Raw genomic sequence first — 20,134 nt, 5'->3', positions numbered from 1 at the left:
CTCAACCGAAGTCTTTGATGAAATGATGTTGACATCCTTCCGCTAGGTCGGTACGTCAAGGGCCCCAGCGACGGTGGGACCTGAAGTTCCGGTCCGAACGCTGTGCCCAGGTGGCGGAATTGGTAGACGCGCAGGCTTCAGGTGCCTGTGGCCGCAAGGTCGTGGAAGTTCGAGTCTTCTCCTGGGCACCATTCCCTTTCTAACTCGTTGAAAACATGAAAACTCCCTGTTGTCAGGGGGCTCGCCTCACCCAACTGGTACACAAAGGTGGGGCACAAGATGTTATTGCGAGTTGTTCGTCCGATGAAACGAGAAGGTTCTTCCAAACACTATTTCCGCCAGCGCATACCGCTGGACGTGCTTGATCAAGCGCGAGGGATAACGCTCACCATTCCCCTTGGTGAGAAAACGGTTACGAAGACGGTGGCCCCGAAGGCCAGCGAACTGAAGATTTCCCTTCAGACTTCCGACTCCAGCGAAGCAAAGACCCGTCAAGCCAATGTCGCCGCCTACCTCGAAGCGACCTGGAAATCGCTCAGGAACGGCCCCGAGAGACTTACAGACAGGCAGGTGGCCGCCTTGGCGGGCGACGTGTTCGATGCCTTCATGAGCGCCCTGGAGGACGATCACGGAAAGGCCGCGTTATGGCGGCAGGTCCAGGCGCACAATGAAGCCGCGCAACGTGGGGAGTAGGGGCTGGGAAGTAGCGCGGTGTACGGTGCCTATGAAGATGCGGGGCTTGTGAGCGACGATCCAACTGGGAACGGAGCGATGATCCTTATTGGTTACATCGCCTTGGTCTTTGTTCTGCAGTTCCTCAGCAGAGTGTTTCGGGTCGGGTCGCCCGACAAGATTCAACAGTACGCAATTGCAGGCGGGATGTTCGGTCTGGTGTTTGGACTGGGCGGCGCGTTGTTCGAGGTGTACGTCCTGATGGACGTCTTCGATTTTTCATCGGATCAAATCGGCCCCTTGCGTTACCTCGCCATTACCGCCGGGTTAGGCTATGGTTTCTACCGAGAGCGGTACGGGTGAAAGCTTTGGACAAGGTTGAGAAGAGGAAATGGGGCCAACCCTGATTTTCGACAAGTCGGCCATTCATTCGTTTGCCGAGCGGGAGGCTGAATGGCTTACAAATCTCTACAACATCAACCGCACCCCTACCCTGTTCATGGAGATCATGGCCGATCTCAAAAAGAAGCCTTCTGATCTTCAGCTATCTGCGGACCAAGTCCAGCGGTTGGCAAAGAAGTTCAGCCCGATCAACACCTATCAGAACATCCACCACAGCGAAATTTGGTACCACAACCTGTTAGGCAAGCAGGTTCCCATGGACGGGCGCGTGATGCTCGGCGGGGGAAAACACGTCACCTCAAGCGAAGGAAAGACGGGCGTACTGTTTGAGGAATCCCCCGAAGATAAAGCCATGCGGCGATGGCAGGAAGGACGTTTCAACGACTTTGAGGAGGGACTGGCTGACAGGTGGCGGGACTCGATCAAGGAAATCGACCTTACGAAGTTGAACCAAGCCTACAGCAAATCCAAGCCAAAGGGACAGAAGCCGTTCACCAATCTCGATGAACTGGCGATTACAGTGAACCGGATGTGTGATGGTGGCGGCGGGCAATTCCGGCTGCTCAAGAATGTGGTCGAGAACTTGGTGCCGGGTGACGACAAGTTCTTCCAGCGGGTAGTCATTCGATGGAAGCTGCTTGGAAAACCACCCGTTCGCCGTTACGCCCCGTATGCTGTCTATTGTTATGCGGTGAACACGTTCTTTGCGGTGGGGTTGGCAATGGACATGCTCAGTACCAGAGCCTCAAACGTTATCGACCTACAGTACCTTTACTACCTTCCGTTCTGCCGCGTTTTCACGTCGGGTGACAAGTTCCACAAACAGGTCGCTCCGCTTTTCATGCAGCCAAACCAAGTATTTGTCCATCCTGCAAAACTCAAAGCCGATCTCAAGATGATTGCCGACAGGTGGGATCAAACCGACAAAACGTCGGGCACGGCGTCCTTCCTCAAATACCCTTGGCGAGGAGAGGGGATGGTATCCGAGGCCATCTGGGACAAATGCGTCCCCAATTGGAGGGAGTACGCTGATAGCCCTGAACCCGAACCGCGTACCCCCGAGGAAAACGCTAAGCTGATGGAGGAAATGCGGCCAATGATGGAAGCAATGGAGAAGGCCGGAAGAAAGCGTGGTGACGGCCCTATCAACGAATGGGACGCGATGTTGAATCCTGACCCAGAAGATCACTACTGAACGCCCTATTTTTTGACGCCGCTTGGTGAAACAAACCACAGTGCAGCCCTCTGATCCGTGTGGCTATTGACGCATGGTACACACCGCTGGTACACAAAGCTCAAGTGAGGCGACAACGGTTTTGAGTCGTTTCAATGAGTTAGCCGTTTGGGCCCGTTAGTCTTCTCCTGGGCACCATTTTTCTTCTCTGCTCATCCGAAAACAGACCGCCCGGACGCCGGGCGGGCGGATTCCCGGTTGCCCTTTTTGCCGGGCTTCGCTAGGTTGTCCGTGACGATTCCAAAACGACTTTCCGCGTTCTTTTGCGGGGTTTTCTGGAGTCTCAATGGGTTATTTCTTGGTGTTGGAATAGGATCGGTCATATCGTGAAGATCGAACTGCATGTGGGTGATATCCCCCCGGGACTGAACTTCGGCGACAGCGTGGCCGTGGATACCGAAACCATGGGCCTCAACCCGCACCGGGACCGCCTGTGCGTGGTCCAGCTTTCGGCCGGCGACGAGGTTTGCCATCTGGTACATTTCCCACCGGGAAGCAGCTATGAAGCACCGAACCTGAAAGCGCTGATGGCCGATCCGGCGGTGACCAAGATCTTCCATTTCGCCCGCTTCGACGTGGCTATTTTGTCCAAGTACCTCGGCGTTCTTTGCGCCCCGATCTATTGCACCAAGGTCGCTTCGAAGCTGGTGCGTACCAATACCGAGCGCCACGGGCTCAAGGACCTGGTTTCCAACATGGTCGGCGCCGAAGTGTCCAAGGAGCAGCAGCAATCCGATTGGGGCAGCGCGACCCTGACCGAAGACCAACAGCATTACGCGGCCCAGGACGTGCTCTACCTGCATCGCTTGCGCGACCGGTTGGATGAATTGCTGGATCGCGAAGGGCGCCGGGAAATGGCCGAGGCCTGTTTCCGCTTCCTGCCGACCCGGGGGCTTTTGGACCTGGATGGCTGGGAAGACCCAGACATCCTGAGCCATTGAGGCAATAGCTGTTTTTTATATTTGGCACGATTCTTGAAATCCTGCTCTCGACCCCTCATACTACCGCATAGCACAAACCATGGGATCGAGGTTTTGACGCGTCCGGATTCTCCAGCCATTTTCTGTCGCCCGGCAAGATCGGCCCCCGCCAACAAAAGGAGCGCGGCGCGATGACCGAATCCGTCGCCCTGTCCAACAATCGGCGCAAGGCCTTCACGGCGAGTCCGGCACCCTCCTTGGCGGAGCTTGAAGCCGAAGCCTTTCGGCGTCAGCGCAAAGTGGCGCACTACTCCCGCATGGTATCGGTGCTGAAAATCCTGTTTCCCATTATCGCGGTGGTGCTGATGGCCCTGATCGCCGTCTGGCCGCACATTCAGCCCGAGGACAACCGCTTTCGGATTGGCATCGCCTCCATGGAAGTGGGGGATGTGGATCAGGTGGGCATGGTCAATGCCCGCTATCTGGGGGCCGATGATGAGGGCCGCGCCTTTTCCGTCTCAGCGGATCTGGCCCGTAATCTCGATGGCGGAACCGAGCGGGTCGAGCTGGAAATGCCCAAGGCCGATATAACCCTGAGAGACGGAACCTGGCTGGTATTGACCGCCAACAGCGGGCTCTATTCACAAGATGCCAAGTCACTGGATCTCAAGGGCGCGGTCAATCTGTTCCACGATACCGGCTATGAAATCCGTACCAGTGTTGCCCGCGTGGATTTGAACCGCAATCAGGCAAGCAGCGATCAGCCGGTGGTCGGGCAGGGACCCTTCGGCGACCTGCAAGCCCAAGGATTCGAGATACTAGATCGGGGGCGAACCATTCAATTCACCGGTAAAACCAAGATTGTTATCCGGGGCGACCTGTTAAAGGGAGAGACGCCGTGAGGAATGGGCGGCTCCTTTTAGCCTTATTGTTGACGCTCGGCTTGGCGGAGGCGGATGTCCGCGCGCAGGCGCTGACGGGAATGACCGGGACCGACAATGACACACCGCTGGAAGTGGAAGCAGACGACGGAATCGAATGGCAGCAAGACGGCAAGGTCTTCATTGCGCGAGGCAATGCCAAGGCCACCAGAGGCACTCTGACCGTCAGCGCGAAAACCCTCAAGGCCTTCTATGAGGATGCCGAGGGTGGCCAGACGAAAATCACGCAGTTGCGCGCCGAAGAGGACGTGAAGATCGCCTCTCCCGGCGAGGCCGCCTATGGGCAGTTGGGCTATTACGACGTGACTCAGTCGGTGATGGTTTTAACCGGTGGACGGGTTCGTCTGGAGACCAAGGAGGACCGGATCACCGCCGACCAGCAGATTGAATACTGGGACGTGAAGCGCATGGCCGTGGCCCGGGGCAATGCCCTGGCGGTGCGCGGAGATCGGCGTTTGCGCGGCGATGTGCTGGTTGCGCACATGCGGGAAACCGGAGACAGCAAAAGCGCCGTGCATCGGGTGGACGCCTACGGTAATATCCATGTGGTCACCAAAGAGGACGTGATTACCGCCGAACGCGGGGTCTACGAAGTGGCGACGGGTATCGTGGAGTTGATCGGCAAAGTCACCCTGACACGGGGACCGAACCAGCTCAACGGCTGTGGCGCGACGGTCAACCTCAAGACAGGTGTTTCACGCCTGGGCAGTTGTGTGGAAGCGGGAAAAAAAGGGGGACGGGTTCGGGGCCTGTTGACTCCTGACAAAGACCTGACGGGAGAATAATAAAAATGATCATGGGTCTCGGCGGCGGCAAAAAGAGTAAAGAAAACGCGGATAAACCGGCCGCATCCATTCGCGACGAAGCACCACGACTAGTCACCGACAACAAAGGTTTGGTGGCGACGGATCTGGGCAAACGCTTCAAGAAGCGTCCCGTGGTGAGCAGTGTCAATCTATCCATCCAGCGGGGCGAAGTGGTCGGTCTGCTCGGGCCCAATGGTGCCGGTAAAACCACCTGTTTTTATATGATTACCGGATTGATTGCCCCCGATTACGGGCGGGTATTTATGGACGGCCATGACGTGACCGACCTGCCCATGTACCGCCGCGCGCGCATGGGGGTCGGCTATCTGCCGCAGGAAGCTTCCATTTTTCGCGGCCTGACCGTTGAAGGCAATATCCGCGCCGTGCTGGAAACGGTGGAGAAGTCCCGTGAACGGCGGGAAGCGCTGCTTGATTCCCTGCTGGCTGAATTTTCTATCACACATCTTCGCCGCACCCCGGCCTTGGCCCTTTCCGGGGGAGAGCGGCGGCGGGTGGAAATTGCCCGGGCCTTGGCCACGCGCCCGCATTTCGTCTTGCTTGATGAACCCTTCGCCGGCATCGATCCGATTGCCGTTGGCGACATCCGGGATCTGGTCAGCCATCTAAAGGATCGAGGTATCGGCGTGCTGATCACCGACCATAATGTCCGCGAGACACTGGATATCATCGACCGGGCCTACATCATTCACGACGGCATGGTTCTCATGGAGGGAACGCCAACCGACATCGTGGGCAACCAGGATGTGCGGCGCGTCTATCTTGGTGAACGTTTTAGTCTTTGATCTTCATACCATGGTGACCATGCCCAGCCCGCACGGAGAACGGCCATGGCGCTAAACGTCCGGCTGGATATCCGCCAGGCGCAAACCCTGGTCATGACTCCGCAATTGCAACAGGCCATCAAGCTGTTGCAAATGAATAACCTCGAATTGTCCTCTTTTGTCGAACAGGAGATCGAGCGCAACCCGTTGCTTGAGGTTGAAGAAGAAAGGCCCTATTCCGAGGAAACGCCGTCCGATGCACCCGAGCCGGTGGAAGATGCGCCTAATCTGAGCGAGGTGGATACGGTGGCCGGCCAGGATTTTGCCGAAGAATCCGGCACGGCCTTGGACGTGGATTACGACAACACCTTCAATAACGATTCCCCCGGTGATCAGGTCGAGGCGGGCATGGCCGCTGGCGGCGGGGAGGCTTTCGATTCCTGGGGCAATGGCGGTTCGTCGGATTTCTCCGACCCGACCGGCGACCTTGAACGGACCTTGGCCGAAAGCAAAACCCTACGCGATCATTTGATCCAGCAGATCAATATGGAGCTGGGGGATACGGTCATGCGCATGGTGGCGCTGCATTTGCTCGATCATCTGGATGCTTCGGGCTATATGCGGGCCGACCTGGACGAGATCGCCGAGACCCTGGGCTGCGACGTGGATCTGATTCATCGAACCTTGGCACAGGTGCAGCAATTTGATCCGACCGGAATCTTTGCCCGGGATCTCGGGGAATGTCTGGCGCTACAGCTTCGAGAGCAGAACCGGTTGGATCCGGCGATCCAAGCCTTGCTGGACAACCTGGAAATGCTGGCCCGTCATGATATTCCGGGATTGCTCAGAGTTTGCGACGTGGATCAGGAAGATCTGGCCGACATGATTGGCGAGATTCGCCGTTTGGACCCCAAGCCGGCCCTTTCCTACAGCGACGAAGGTCTGGCCCAGCCGGTAACCCCTGATATTCTCATGCGCGCCGGTCCGGGCGGCGACTGGATCATCGAGCTGAATCCCGACACCTTGCCCCGGGTGCTGGTGAATAACGCTTATCATGCCACGGTATCGCGGCAGGCTTCGGATCAGGACTCAAAGAAGTACATCGCCGAATGCTTTCAGACGGCCAATTGGCTCGTCAAGGCCCTGCACCAAAGGGCGACCACCATCCTTAAGGTTTCCTCGGAACTGGTGGGCCAGCAAGATGCCTTTTTCTCAAAGGGTGTCGGTTACTTGAAGCCGTTGATTTTGCGCGATATCGCCGAAGCCATCGAGATGCATGAAAGCACCGTCAGCCGCGTGACATCGAACAAATTCATCGCCACGCCGCGCGGGATCTATGAGCTAAAGTTCTTCTTCACCACCGCCATTGCTTCCGCGGATGGCGGCGAGGCTCATTCTTCGGAAGCCGTCCGGCACCGGATCAAGGCACTGATTGACGAAGAAAATCCCAAAAAAGTGCTGTCGGATGATAAGATTGTCGAGCATCTGCGTGCGGAAGGGATCGACATTGCCCGTCGAACGGTGGCAAAGTATCGGGAGGCGATGAAGATCCCCTCATCGGTGGATCGTCGTCGGCAGAAGAAAATGCAATTGAATGGGGGATAGGCGGATATTATGGGATCGGACCCGGCAGCCGCTCTTGACTTGCCCCGATCCTGACTCTAATGTCCCGCACCTTCTCCCGAACCACCGCCCCGGCGGAGCGCCGGTCACGTGGATTTCGGCGTAAGTGACCCGGGAACAACAGGAAATAGTTCCAAGGCATGGATATAACCGTTAAAGGCAAAAACATGGACGTGGGGGAAGCCCTCGGTGTTCATGTGGACGACACCCTTTCCGCCGTTGTCGCAAAGTATTTCGACCGGGCCATTGATGCCACGGTCGTGTTCTCCAAGGAAGCGCATCAGTTCCGCTCCGACATACAGGTTCATGCGGGCCGTGGCCTCGTGGTCCAAGGAGTCAACAAAGGCAATGAGGCCTATGGCGCTTTTGATGGCGCCTTGGAGCGCATCGATAAGCAGCTGCGCCGCTACAAGCGCCGCATCAAGGATTATCACAAAGATCAAGCGACGGAAGCCAAGATCACCGCCCAGCAATACGTGCTGGCGCCGGAGGACGATAGCGGAGTCGACGAACCGGTCGGCGACGAGGCGCCCGTGATCATCGCCGAGCTGCCGACCCAAGTGGACAACCTGACCGTCAGTCAGGCTGTGATGCGCATGGATCTGGCCGATCAATGTGTGATGCTGTTCCATAATCGCGCCCATGGACGGTTGAACGTGGTCTATCGGCGTCCGGACGGCAATATCGGTTGGATTGACCCGGAAGGGTCTGAGAGCTGAAGGGGATTACGGCCATGGAAATCGTGGACATCCTGAGTCCCGAGAGCGTTATCGCCGATCTTAAGGCGACCAGTAAGAAGCAGGCGCTGCAGGAACTGGCCAAGCGGGCTGCCGACATTACCGGCCTGCACGAACGGGCGGTGTTCGACGTGCTGTTGGAGCGCGAGCGTCTGGGCACCACCGGGGTTGGCAATGGCATCGCCATTCCGCATGGCAAACTGCCCAGCCTGGAGCGCCTGTACGGAGTCTTCGCGCGGCTGGAAAACCCCATCGATTTCGAATCCATCGACGAGCATCCCGTGGATCTGGTGTTCTTGCTGTTGGCGCCTGAATCCGCCGGTGCGGATCATCTCAAGGCCCTGGCCCGGGTGTCCCGCCTTCTGCGCGATGCCGGGGTCTGCGAGAAGCTGCGTGGCACGAACCGTGCCGAAGCCCTCTATGCTTTGCTGACCGAGGCCGCCACCAGCCGCGCCGCCTGACCGGAATCCGGGATACGCCGACCATGAGCACGCCTCGAAACGACAAAGCTCTGGTCACGGTCATCATCGGCGACGACGACTATTTCAAGTTCTGGGACGAAAATGTTCGGCCGTCATGGCAGGACTATGGCGCCCGCTACGGCTATGACATCATCCCCATCCGCGACTATCTGGACCCGTCGCCCCGGGGAACCGAGCGCACCCCCAATTGGCAGAAACTGCTGATCCTTGAGCACCCCGAGGTGGCTCGGTACGACCGGGTTGTCTGGCTGGATACGGATATTCTCATCAATCACCACTTGGCGCCCTGTGTGGTCTCGCGGGTACCCGCCGACCATGTGGGGTTGGTGTCGTCCCGCGCCCATGATCTGACGGTTCATATCAAGCGCTCCGTAGGACGGGTGACGTCCCTGGATGATATGGTGGCCGAGACCTATCGCGCCGCCGGTCTCGATGAGAGTGTGAGTGATTGGGCCAATACCGGGGTGATGGTACTCACTCCCGCGCGCCATGCCGCTGTGCTGCGCCATGTGTATGACACCTATGAGGAAAACCCGAATTCGGCCAAGGAAGAGCTGCCGCTTTCCAATCATCTGTACGGCGCGCACCCCGTGACGGCGTTGGACAAGCGGTTCAACTGGCCCTGGATCTATCACATCTTCGAACGCTATTCGTTTTTGCTGCTGGACGAGTTCCGCGGCGATATCCGCTTGGTGACCCTGTGCGTCAATACCGCCTGGGCCGATAGCTGGTTCATGCACTTCACCAACGACCGGCCCCTGTCGCGCCACCACCTGCGCCTGGTCATGCGTGACAAGACCATCGGGCAGGCCTATGTGGCGATCAAGCAGGCGTTGGGGTAGGGCGAATACGAAGGCCTCTAAATACGTCGCGTCTGGTGGATCCAAACGGACCTGCCAGACACGCGCTCGTCGTCTATTGATGTGACAGACTGCCAATCTATTGTCAGCGGCGGCCTTCGGGTCGCCGTTTTCGTCTCTGGGGCAGGTCCGGCCCAAGACGCAACCCGTTCCTCGGCGATTGCCTGGGGGATTGCCTGAGGGTGGTGACGCGGGAGTGGTCGGATGCTCCGTTCCGGATTGCTTCTCCGGCGGCGGGAGGCCAGAAGCTGTTCCCGGGCGCTTTGTTTGCGGGCCTCTCCGTTGCCAAAAATGGCTTAACGGCACGAAAGCAGGTCTATTCCCCCGTCCCGGGGATGATGGCCAAGCGCTTGGTCCCTCGATTCTGCCTGAGCGGTGTGCTGGAACCGGCAAGGAATCACATTGACCCTTCCTGGATGAGCCACTAGTTTTTCGGGAGAGTTCAGCGACTCTCTGCCTGCTATGGTGAAGGCTCGGTATATAGATTCCGTCCCTTTTCAATTCCGATTTGTGGCACGCGACCCGGATCACCAAATCCTAAGCTAGGAGTCCGTCAACGGATGAGCCATGTTGATCCGCTGGCGAGAAATGGCTGAGGCATGGACGCCCCGATACCAAGGAATTGGTTTATGAATAATAAGAGAGACATCAGCCTGTTAGTTGTTGTCCATACGGAAGAAGAGTTCGATTGGAATAAGCCGTTCTCGTCTGAAAACGCGGGGGTTACCCATGTGCCCGGGCTTCGAAGAGTCCAAGACGTTTTTGACCGTCACGGCGTGAAAGCGACTTGGATGCTCGGGTATCCGATTGTCTCCAACGAAGAAAGCGCCGCTGTTTTCAGAGATTTCGTTGCCCAATCGGGGGTCGAGATTGGCTGCCATATCCATCCTTGGGTCACACCGCCGATCGATCCTGCGTATGATCCATCGGAGAGCTACCACGGCAATCATCCCCGCGATCTGGAATATGCAAAAATCAAGACCTGCACCGAAGCGATCAAGGAAAAGATCGGCATTCAACCTCTGTCTTTTCTCGGGGGGCGGTACAGCTTTGGACCCAATACCGGGGCGATCCTCGAAGAATTGGGGTACCAAGTCGATATGAGCATCAAAGCAACGGGCTACTATGCGATGGACGGGGGACCGGACTATCGTCGGGTCAGTCTGAAAGCCCATTGGAACAGCCCCGGCAATGGGCTGCTCCGTATTCCCGGTACAGGGGCTTATCTTGGGCCGTTGCGCTTTCTTGGCCCATGGCTTTCTCCTTTGATGGCCCCGAAACTGGTCAAACAGCTCCGGGCCGAAGGGATTTTGAGCCATGCGGGATTGTTTGAAACCCTCCAGCTCAGCCCGGAAGGGTATTCACTCAAAGACATGATCAAGTTGACCGATGCCGTAATCAAGCAAGGAGAGGAAACCCTTTTGCTCGGCTTTCACTCTCCAAGCGTCATGCGCAATGGAACACCTTATGTGAAGACCCACGAAGATGTGGAAGAGTTCATCGACAAGATCGACCAGTACCTTTCCTATGTAACGGCGCTGGGCGGCGTCGTTCCGAGAACGGCCAGTGACTATCGGGCGTACTTTGTCGCGGGGGAATCTCGCCTGTGAGAATGGGGTCCTGGGAGACCGCGTTCAGCCCCCAAGACCCCAACCTGATCAGGCCGTGGCCCAGGCCTCGCGGATCACCCGCTTGGCATTGGCGATGACCAGAGCCGAGCTTTCCTCGGCCAGCAAGGGCCGCACTTCGGCGCTGACAATGGTCGGGTCTCCGGCCTTCAACAGCCCCATCTTGAGCAGCAAGGCGAAGAAGTCGCGCACTTCCGGCATGTCGATGGAGCCGCCGGGCACGCCAAAGCGGGGTTGCAGATCACCATACAGGTAATGCCCGTCCTCAATGACGCAGTTGCCCATATGGAACTGCATCTTGAAATCCTTGACCATATTCAGCGCCGTTTCCGGGTCCTCGCGCAACAGCGGGAAGTGGGACAGGTCAGCCAGCACACCGAAATTATCGTGGGCCTCGAACACCGGCTTGGCCACGTCGCGGGTATCGGAGAAGCTGCCGATCAGCGCCGCCTTGTCGATATCCCGGTCGAACACCTTCAAGGTGACGAACATATCGCCCTGAGACTTGGTGTAGTCACAGATCTCATGCAGGAAATCCTCGAAGATCTTCTTGGCCTCGCCGCGCTTCTCGTCGCCCGGGTCCTTGCCCGACATGACGCGGAGGTTGGTGGCGCCCAATTGATAGGCCTCGTCCACGCAGCCCTTGATGATCTTCCATACCCGGGCCCGTTCGGCCGGATCGAAATGGTGGGCGTTGAGCTTCTGCGGCAACACGGTGGGCTGGGTGGCATAGCAGATGGTCATGCCGGTGACTTCGAGCATTTTGCGCGCCCGGTCCCGTTCGCGCACGTCCTTGACCGGCCCCACCTCAACCACCGTCCAGAAATCGTCCTCGCAGATCTTTTCCAGGGTGGCCACGTAGTCGCGGCCCTGCATCACCTGCGGATAGGCCTTGAAATGCACCAGGCCCGGTTTGATGTAGCTGTACAGATTGTCCTTCATGGGGAGCTCCTCACGTGTCTTGGAGAAAGTCGAAATCGCAGCCTTCATCGGCCTGCAAAACCGTGTCGTAGTAGAGTTTCTGGTAGCCACGTTTGGGTGGCGGCGTCTTGGGCTGGGCCTCCAGGGCCGCCCGACGCTTTTCCAGTTCCGCCTCGTCCACCAGCAGATCAATGCGTCTGTTTTCGACGCTGAGCCGGATGCGGTCGCCGTCTTGGACCAGCGCCAAAGGGCCGCCGGATGCGGCATCGGGGGCCACATGCAGTACGATGGTTCCAAACGCCGTGCCGCTCATGCGGGCGTCGGAAATGCGCACCATGTCCTTAACCCCGGCCCGGGCTAGCTTGGACGGAATGGGCAGGTAGCCCGATTCCGGCATGCCCGAGGGACTCTTCGGTCCGGCGTTTTGCAACACCAGAAAGTCATCGGCGGTGACGTCCAGATCCGGATCGTCGATCCGCGCGGCCAGATCGTCCAGGGACGAGAACACCACCGCTCGGCCTTCTTTTTCAAACAGGTTCTGGTCTGCGGCGGAGCGTTTGAGGATCGCCCCGCGTGGCGCCAGGGTCCCAAACAGCGCCACCAATCCTCCCACCGGTTCGACGGTCGTCTCCGAGGCGGCGATGACCCGACGATCCACATAGGCGTCCGTTTCCGCCGCCATGCGTTCGCCGAGAGTTTCGCCGGTGATGGTCAGGCAGTCCAGATGCAGCTTCGGTTTCAGTTCCCGCAGCACCGCCGACATACCCCCGGCGGCGAAGAAATCTTCCATATAGGCCTCGCCGGTGGGCTTGAGGTTAACCAACACCGGGGTGTCGTCGGACAGTTCGTTCATGCGGTCCAGGGAAATCTTGATCCCCAGGCGACCGATGACGGCGATGAGATGGACAATGGCATTGGTGGAGCCGCCGATGGCCAGCAGCACCCGCAAGGCGTTTTCCACCGATTGTTCGGTAATGATCTTGTCGGGGGTTAGGTCGGAGCCGATCAGTTCCACCGCCCGCTTGCCGGTGGCTTCCGAAGCGCGCAAGCGATCCGCATGGACCGCCGGAATGGCGGCGGTGCCCGGCAACATCATGCCCAGGGCCTCGGCCAGACAGGCCATGGTCGAGGCGGTGCCCATCACCGCGCAGGTGCCTGCCGTGGTCGCCAGCCCGCCCTCGATGGTCTGGATTTCCTCGTCGGAAACCTCTCCCGCGCGGTACTTGCCCCAAAAGCGGCGGCAGTCGGTGCAGGCGCCCAGGCGCTCTTCGCCGTAGCGGCTGGTCATCATCGGCCCGGCGACCAGTTGAATGGCCGGTTTCCCGGCACTGGCGGCGCCCATGAGCTGGGCCGGAACGGTCTTGTCGCAACCGCCCATCAGCACCACCGAATCAATGGGTTGGGCGCGGATCATCTCTTCAGTGTCCATGGACATGAGGTTGCGATAAAACAGGCTGGTGGGATTGAGGAAGACCTCGCCCAAGGACACGGTGGGGAATTCCAGAGGCAGGCCCCCCGCCGCGATGACGCCACGCTTCACTGCTTCGAGCATTTCCGGGAAATGCCGATGGCAGTTGTTGAAGCCGCTGGGGGTATAGGCGATGCCGACAATGGGCCGGGCCAGCATTTCGCCGGAAAAGCCCATGGACTTGGCGAACGACCGACGCAGATAGACCGCGAAACCGGCATCGCCGTAGTTGGTCAGGCCCTGGGCCAGACCCTTCGGTTTTTCTTGATCACTCATACCATTAAAGCTTCATCTTGATATATTTGGGTTCCAGATAATCCATGATGCCGAGGGAGCCACCCTCGCGGCCCATGCCGCTTTCCTTGATGCCGCCGAACGGCGCCTCGGCGCAGGCCAGCAACATCTCGTTGACCCCGACCATGCCGCATTCCAAAGCTTCCGAAGCAATATGGGCGGTGCGCAGGGAGGAGGTGAACACATAGCCTGCCAGGCCGAAGGGCAGGGAATTGGCCCGTTCCAGAACCTCGTCGAGGTTGGTGAAGGTGGTGATCGGCGCCACCGGAGCAAAGGGCTCCTCGATCATAATCTTAGCGTCGTCGCCCACCCGGCCCAAAACCGTCGGTTCCAGGAAATAGCCCTTGGCCATGCCCTCGGGTGTGCCGCCGCCCGCCAGCAGGTCGGCGCCCCGCCCGGTGGCATCGGCGATCATCTCCTTGGCCGTGGCCAGGCCGCGGGCATTGGCCATGGGGCCCATCTGTACCCCGGCATCCAGGCCGCGTCCCACCACCAGTCCCTTGGCCACCTCGGCGAAGGCCTTGGCAAAGGTGTCATAGACCGATTCATGCACATAGAACCGCGACGGCGAGATACAGACCTGGCCGCAATTGCGGAACTTGGTGGCGGCACAGGTACGGGCCGCCGCTTCGGCGTCGGCGTCGTCGAAGACCAACACCGGGCCATGACCGCCCAGCTCCATGGTCACTTTTTTTACCCCGTCGGCGGCCATGTGCAGGATCTGCTGGCCCACCGGCACCGACCCGGTCAGCGAGACCTTGCGTACCGCCTCGGCCTTGATCAGGTAGGGGGAAATCAGCGAGGACTCGCCAGTGACGAAATTGACCACGCCCGCCGGAACGCCCGCATCGTGGCAGGCCTGAATCAGCGCCATGCAGGAGCCAGGGGCCTCGCCCGCCGGTTTGACGATGATGGAACAGCCCGCACCCAGCGCCGCCGCGATCTTGCGCGCCGGCAGCAAGGCGGGGAAGTTCCAGGCTGAAAAAGCCGCCACCACGCCCACCGGCTGATAGCGCACGGTCATGCGCACATCGGGGGTCCGTCCCTCGATGGTCTGACCATAGATGCGCTTGGTTTCTTCCGAATACCATTCGAATTGATCGGCGGCGGCATTGGTTTCCGCCTGGGCCTCGGCCACCGGCTTACCGGTTTCCGCCGACATGATTTCAGCGATGACCTCGACCCGCTCGCGGATCAGCGTCGAGACTTTGCGAATCACCGCCCCCCGTTCCCAGGGATTGGTGGCGCGCCAGAGCTTCAGGCCCTTTTCCGCCGAGGCAAGGGTGGCGTCCAGATCCCCGATGGTGGCCGCCGGGATGGTGCCCAGCACCGCTTCCGTGGCCGGGTCATAAACCTCTTTCAGGCCCCCGTCGGAAGCCGCGTGCCAATGGCCGTCGAAATACAGTCCGTATTGTTCGTACATGGTTTTTCCTTAGATATCCTGGCTATGCCAGCGTTTTTGAACGTCGTCGCACCAATTGCCAACGTTCCACGATCCATAAGCGCCCATGCCGCCCCGTTCATCCTTGCCCGCATAGACCGGGACATGGACCACCGAGAGACCGTCATGGGATTTGGCGTCGGCTAGGGCGGCCATCAAAGAGGCGCCATCGCCGCTACCGTCGACGGCCTTGACCCCGGTCACCGCCGAGGCCAATTGCACATAGTCCACCGCCACCGAGTCATTGGTGCGGTAGTCCACGCCGTATTGGGCCATCTGCAATCCGGAAATGGCGGCCATGCGGCGATTGTCGAAAATGACCACCATGCCCCTGGCGCCGTGTTCCACCGCGTCGATCAACACCTGTGGGTTCATCATGAACGAACCGTCGCCGGTAAAGGCGATGCCATATTGCGGATTGTCGGCAATGCCGCCCGCCGTCACGGCGCTGACCGCGAAGCCCATATAGGAGGCGCCCGTTTCGGTATAGGTTTCTCCCGGTGCCTCATCCTCGACGATCTGGAAACCGTTCGCCTGCACATCGCCCGCGTCAAAGAACTTCACCGCTCCATGGGCCTTGGCGAAATCGGCGACAATTTTGAGGGCGGCGGGCTGGGTGAGCAGTGGACGCCCAAAGGCCGGGTCATCCAGGGGTGGCGTTTCGAAACGATCCTTCTTGAATGCCAGCCATTCGGCTTTCTTGGCCGCGCAACGGTTCAGCCAATCAATTCGCTGGGAAAGGTCCACCGTGTCGAGCACTGCCAAAAGCTTATCGATGGTGACGGTCAGATCCCCCTGAAGGGCGATGGTGCGGTTGTAGTGGGCCACATCGGCCAGGTCGCCATTGATGTTGATGACCGTCTCGGCCTGTTCATAGCCGATGCCGGAGCTATCGGCCTGACAGACCCCGCGCGAGCCGATGACAATCAGAAGGTCTCCGTTTGCCATGGCGAAATTACCGGAAATGGACCCCTTGGAGCCCCCCACATGCATATTCTGCGGATGCGCATCGGGCAGCACCCCGGTGGCGCCGGGGGACAGGGCCACGGCAGCGCCAATGGCTTCGGCCAGGTCGCGGATTTGCGTCGGAGCCGCCCGTCCGCCGCCGCCCACCTTGATCACGATGCGCTTGTGGGTCCCGATGGCCTCGGCGGCGGCGGCAAAGGCGTCTTCGTCGGCGGCGATCATCGGCGGCACCGATAGCTTTTCGGGCAGCGCGCCCAGGTTTACATGCATGCGCTGCGGCTGGGTATTGAGCGGTAGCAGGACATAAAACGGTCCGGCCTTGGTGGGATGATGCACCCGTCCCGTGCCTCGGCGCAGCATGTCCCGCAGAGCCTCGGGCGTATGCATCACATAGCTTTCGCCCATGGTCCGGGTCAGCGTCCCGTAGAGTCCCTGCTCGGGCTTGGGGATCTGTTGCATGTTGTAGCCTTCGCCGTGGGTCGTCTCATCGCCATAGATGTGATAGACGCCGACCCCGTTGGAGGCGGCGGCGAGGGACCCGGCCATGGCCTGCAAGCCCCCCGGCCCGATGGAAGTCACCACCGCGGGCACCTCGCCATATTGCCAGGACAGGGCCGTTCCCGCATGGGCCATGGCGACCTCGTTGCGGAAATTCCAGGTGCGCACCACGCCCTCGGCCTCGTATAAGCGCAGCACTTCGCCCAAGTCCGTGGAGCCATGACCGAGGATCGCCAGGTATTTACGCACCCCCTGTTTCAGCAGCCCCAAAACCAGCCCTTCGGACAGGCTGGTCTCGAACTGTTTATCCAGGTCTCCGGCGTCGATGGCGGCGGCGATGCCGCCATGACGGGCGATGGCCTGGGCACGGCGGCGAATATCTTGGGTATGATCGGAGTCCATGGCGGGGCCTTCAATTATTTGGTGATATTGGAGAATTTCAATTCCTTGGCCCGGGCCCGGCGCGGTTCGAGCACCAGCGACCACAGCACCGACAGAGCGGCCAGCGTGAGGAAGAAAACGCTATAGGGCGAGGTGAAGAACACGCTTACATCCCCCTGGGACGAGGTCAGGGCGACGCGCAGATGTTCCTCTAACGGCTTGCCGAGCACCAAAGCCAGCAACAAGGGCACCACCGGCATGTTCAGCCACTTCATGGCCAATCCGATGAGCCCAAAGCCGAGCATTACCCAGATATCGAAGAAGGAATTGCGCAAGGCATAGCTGCCGATGATGCAGAGCAGCCCGATGGTCGGCATCAACAAAGTGCGGGGGATGGCCAGCACCTTGATCAGGGTGCCAATGCCGGCCAGGGCGATCAGCAGGTTGAAGATGTTGGCAAAGAAGAACGAGAAGATCAGCCCATAGGCGAAATCCCCGTGCTCCAGGAACAGCATCGGTCCCGGCGCCATGCCATGCACCATCAAGGCGCCAATCAAGATGGCGGTCACCGGATCGCCGGGAATACCCAAAGTCATCATGGGAATGAGGGCGCCGCCCGCCACCGCGTTGTTGGCCGCTTCGGGGGCGGCGATGCCTTCCACCGCGCCTTTGCCGAACTTGTCCGGCTGCTTGTTGGCCTTTTTGGCGTAGTCGTAGCTGATGAAAGCGGCGATGGGCCCGCCGGCACCGGGCAGCACGCCCAGGAACGAGCCGATGGGTGCGCCAATGGAGACCGGCACCAACATGCGCTTCAGATCCGCCAGGGCGGGAAATACCTGACGCAGGCCGAAACGGCGGGTCTTATCAGGCTTGAAAGTGATCTGGGTACAGACGTTCTCCACCAACTGTGGAATGGCGAACAGGCCGATCATGGCGGTCAGGAAATGAATGCCCGATAGCAGGTTGGCATCGCCAAAAGTAAAGCGTGCCGTGCCCATCATCGGGTCCTGGCCCACCGAGACGATCATCAGCCCCAAGGCCGCCGACAGCAGTCCCTTGACCAGCGATTTAGCGGCAAAACTGCAAATGACCGTCAGGCCGAAAAATACCAGCGAGAACAAATCCGCCGCCCTGAATTCCAAGGCCAGATTGGCCAGGAAGGGTGAGATCAGATACAGGCAGCCGAAACTGAACAGGCCGCCCAGGAAACTGGCAACGATGGCGATGCCCAGGGCGCGGGCCTGTTCGCCACGTTTGGTGAGCGGATAGCCATCGATGGCGGTGGCCGAGGCTGAAGGCGTGCCGGGAATATTGAGCAAAACAGCCGAGAAGCTGCCGCCGGTCATGCCCGCCACATAAAGACCCAGCAGCAGGGCAATGGACAGGTTCGGGTCCATGGCAAAGGTCATGGGCAACACGATGATCAACCCGGTGCTGATGGTCATGCCGGGGATCATGCCGACCACCAGCCCCAGCAGCACCCCGATGGCGGTGGCGATCAGGCTGCCGTATTGAGTGGCTTGCAGGAATCCGAGGGTGACTTCGCTATCCATGCCGCCTCACATCCATTGGGCATGCGGCAGCAGAATGCTGAAGCCGACACGAAACAGATAGAACAGGACCAAAGGTACGGCCACCGACCACAACAAAATGCTCAGCCAGCGCCGGGTATCGCACATGAACATCAAACCGGCGAAAAACGGGATACCGGCAAACAGAAATCCCAAATAGGGCAAGGCTGCAATGAACAGGGCGAACCAGCCGATGAGCCCAACCCCGCGCCAGGGAATTCGGGCGCCGGGGGCCAGATCCTGGGTTTTGCGGTGGTCTGTGAGCCCTTTGTAAAACAGGGCCACTGCCAGCAGAACAATGAATCCGGCGATCAGATAGGGAAAGAAGGCCGGGCCCGGAACGGCAATACCGCTCCGGTCCGGCAACGACGAGGCGAGCAGTCCATAGCCAATGCCCAGCATCGCGAAAATGATCGCGGCGACGATGTTTTTCATCGGCATGGTCATGGTCCTGGCTCCCCTCGTCGGCGTGATGGTTAACGGGTCTCTGGCTCCCTTGTTACTTCGCCTTGGACTGATAGAGTCCGGCCTTGATCATGATGTCCTTGACCTTGGCGTCTTCCCGCTTGAGCATGGCGTTGAACTCATCCAGGGCCATGGGGGCGACAGTGAAGCCCTTTTTCTTGGCCAGCCCCATGAAGGGCTCCGACTTGGCGGCCATGATCATGGCATTGGCCAGCTTGGCCTTGATTTCCAAGGGAGTTCCCTTGGGCACGGATAGGCCGCGGAACAGGTCGATATCGGCATCAAAGCCCAGTTCCTTTGCCGTCGGCACGTCGGGGATGACCGCGTTGCGCTTGGAGCTGGGCACGGCCAGCAGGCGGATCTTATTGGCCTTGGCCAGATTCAAGGAAGCGGTCACCGGGCCATTGGCCGCATGGGCCTCGCCGGACAGCACGGTGGCATTGCGTCGCTTGACACCGACGGGAAGATGGATCGCTTCACAGCCCATGGCATTGACCATGGCCAGCGAAGCAATATGGGTGGCGCTGCCGGTGCCGGAGTTGGCAATCTTGATCTTGCCCGGATTGGCCTTGCAGTAGTCGGCGAACTCCTGGAGCGTCTTCCAAGGGGCGTCGGCCTTCACCGCGAACGGCATGGGTTGATACTCCACCTGTCCCAAGTGATCCAGGGCGTCATGCTTGAACGGCACGTTGCCGATGTTGGTGGAGGTCAAGATGGAGGTGGAATTCCAGGCCACCGTATAGCCGTCGGGCTTGGCGTTCTTGACATAGGTATAGGTCACCGCGCCGCCGCCGCCGGGTTTGTTGACCGGCACCACTGGCACGCCGAGAACCTTGCCCATCTCTTGAGCCAGCAGACGGCCTTCGATATCGGCACTGCCGCCGGCGCCAAACGGTATGATGAACTGGATCGGCTTGTCGGGGAATTCGGCCCGGGCCATTCCGGCAAAGGCCGTCGCGGCCACGGCCACGGCGGAAGCCAGCATCATGCTGCGACGAGAAATATTCTTAAAGCGGTTCATTGATTGTCCTCCCTTATGGGT

General features: G+C 59.5%; 19 protein-coding genes and 1 tRNA gene. 13 read left to right on the top strand and 7 right to left on the bottom strand.

The features are described from left to right. Positions 1–104 precede the first annotated feature (104 nt). From MGMAQ_RS15855 to MGMAQ_RS15795, 13 genes are all read left to right on the top strand, one after another. A tRNA-Leu gene (locus tag MGMAQ_RS15855) sits at positions 105–191 on the top strand. A gap of 88 nt (positions 192–279) precedes the next feature. Then, complete coding sequence (locus MGMAQ_RS15850) at positions 280–693, top strand: DUF6538 domain-containing protein (protein WP_046022316.1); 414 nt, start codon at positions 280–282, stop codon at positions 691–693. A gap of 18 nt (positions 694–711) precedes the next feature. Next, positions 712–1,035, top strand: coding sequence for a hypothetical protein (locus tag MGMAQ_RS15845; RefSeq protein WP_046022315.1), 324 nt, complete (start codon positions 712–714; stop codon positions 1,033–1,035). A gap of 28 nt (positions 1,036–1,063) precedes the next feature. Beyond that, on the top strand, positions 1,064–2,269 hold the full coding sequence (locus MGMAQ_RS15840; protein WP_046022314.1) for a hypothetical protein: 1,206 nt from the start codon (positions 1,064–1,066) through the stop codon (positions 2,267–2,269). A 365-nt stretch (positions 2,270–2,634) separates the two neighbouring features. Beyond that, entirely contained in the window at positions 2,635–3,249 is a 615-nt protein-coding gene (locus MGMAQ_RS15835) for a ribonuclease D (RefSeq protein ID WP_046022313.1), read from the top strand. 170 nt (positions 3,250–3,419) lie between these two features. After that, positions 3,420–4,130, top strand: a complete 711-nt coding sequence (lptC, locus tag MGMAQ_RS15830) for an LPS export ABC transporter periplasmic protein LptC (RefSeq protein WP_052716463.1) — start codon at positions 3,420–3,422, stop codon at positions 4,128–4,130. A gap of 80 nt (positions 4,131–4,210) precedes the next feature. Beyond that, positions 4,211–4,954, top strand: a complete 744-nt coding sequence (locus MGMAQ_RS15825) for an LptA/OstA family protein (protein WP_148560992.1) — start codon at positions 4,211–4,213, stop codon at positions 4,952–4,954. Positions 4,955–4,959: 5 nt separating this feature from the next. After that, complete coding sequence (lptB, locus tag MGMAQ_RS15820; RefSeq protein WP_065814699.1) at positions 4,960–5,778, top strand: LPS export ABC transporter ATP-binding protein; 819 nt, start codon at positions 4,960–4,962, stop codon at positions 5,776–5,778. A 45-nt stretch (positions 5,779–5,823) separates the two neighbouring features. After that, complete coding sequence (rpoN, locus tag MGMAQ_RS15815; RefSeq protein WP_046022311.1) at positions 5,824–7,362, top strand: RNA polymerase factor sigma-54; 1,539 nt, start codon at positions 5,824–5,826, stop codon at positions 7,360–7,362. Positions 7,363–7,520: 158 nt separating this feature from the next. Next, on the top strand, positions 7,521–8,099 hold the full coding sequence (hpf, locus tag MGMAQ_RS15810) for a ribosome hibernation-promoting factor, HPF/YfiA family (RefSeq protein ID WP_046022310.1): 579 nt from the start codon (positions 7,521–7,523) through the stop codon (positions 8,097–8,099). Between the two features lie 14 nt (positions 8,100–8,113). Further along, positions 8,114–8,578, top strand: coding sequence for a PTS IIA-like nitrogen regulatory protein PtsN (ptsN, locus tag MGMAQ_RS15805; protein WP_046022309.1), 465 nt, complete (start codon positions 8,114–8,116; stop codon positions 8,576–8,578). Between the two features lie 23 nt (positions 8,579–8,601). Then, complete coding sequence (locus MGMAQ_RS15800) at positions 8,602–9,441, top strand: hypothetical protein (protein WP_046022308.1); 840 nt, start codon at positions 8,602–8,604, stop codon at positions 9,439–9,441. A 647-nt stretch (positions 9,442–10,088) separates the two neighbouring features. Beyond that, positions 10,089–11,069, top strand: a complete 981-nt coding sequence (locus MGMAQ_RS15795) for a polysaccharide deacetylase family protein (protein WP_158498879.1) — start codon at positions 10,089–10,091, stop codon at positions 11,067–11,069. 48 nt (positions 11,070–11,117) lie between these two features. On the opposite strand, the gene MGMAQ_RS15790 is transcribed toward MGMAQ_RS15795, so the two are convergent. The 7 genes from MGMAQ_RS15790 to MGMAQ_RS15760 are packed head-to-tail and all read right to left on the bottom strand — an operon-like array spanning position 11,118 to position 20,113. After that, the gene (locus MGMAQ_RS15790; RefSeq protein WP_046022306.1) at positions 11,118–12,029 is read right to left on the bottom strand and encodes a sugar phosphate isomerase/epimerase; all 912 of its coding nucleotides are present in this window, start codon (positions 12,027–12,029) and stop codon (positions 11,118–11,120) included. A 10-nt stretch (positions 12,030–12,039) separates the two neighbouring features. Further along, a complete protein-coding gene (locus MGMAQ_RS15785) occupies positions 12,040–13,752 on the bottom strand; it encodes an IlvD/Edd family dehydratase (protein WP_046022305.1) in 1,713 nt (570 codons plus the stop codon). 4 nt (positions 13,753–13,756) lie between these two features. Further along, a complete protein-coding gene (locus MGMAQ_RS15780; protein ID WP_046022304.1) occupies positions 13,757–15,193 on the bottom strand; it encodes an NAD-dependent succinate-semialdehyde dehydrogenase in 1,437 nt (478 codons plus the stop codon). Positions 15,194–15,202: 9 nt separating this feature from the next. After that, on the bottom strand, positions 15,203–17,077 hold the full coding sequence (locus MGMAQ_RS15775) for a thiamine pyrophosphate-dependent enzyme (RefSeq protein WP_046022303.1): 1,875 nt from the start codon (positions 17,075–17,077) through the stop codon (positions 15,203–15,205). A 14-nt stretch (positions 17,078–17,091) separates the two neighbouring features. Then, positions 17,092–18,609 (bottom strand): tripartite tricarboxylate transporter permease, encoded by a 1,518-nt coding sequence (locus MGMAQ_RS15770; RefSeq protein ID WP_046022302.1) that lies wholly within the window; start codon positions 18,607–18,609, stop codon positions 17,092–17,094. Positions 18,610–18,615: 6 nt separating this feature from the next. Continuing rightward, entirely contained in the window at positions 18,616–19,074 is a 459-nt protein-coding gene (locus tag MGMAQ_RS15765) for a tripartite tricarboxylate transporter TctB family protein (protein WP_046022301.1), read from the bottom strand. Between the two features lie 52 nt (positions 19,075–19,126). Beyond that, positions 19,127–20,113: a tripartite tricarboxylate transporter substrate binding protein gene (locus MGMAQ_RS15760; RefSeq protein ID WP_052716461.1), complete on the bottom strand. Its 987-nt coding sequence runs from the start codon at positions 20,111–20,113 to the stop codon at positions 19,127–19,129. Positions 20,114–20,134: the final 21 nt, after the last annotated feature.

It is taken from the genome of Magnetospira sp. QH-2, from assembly GCF_000968135.1.
GTDB lineage: Bacteria > Pseudomonadota > Alphaproteobacteria > Rhodospirillales > Magnetospiraceae > Magnetospira.
Note: the sequence above shows the minus strand (reverse complement) of the source record. Positions and strands in the feature narration are given on the sequence as shown.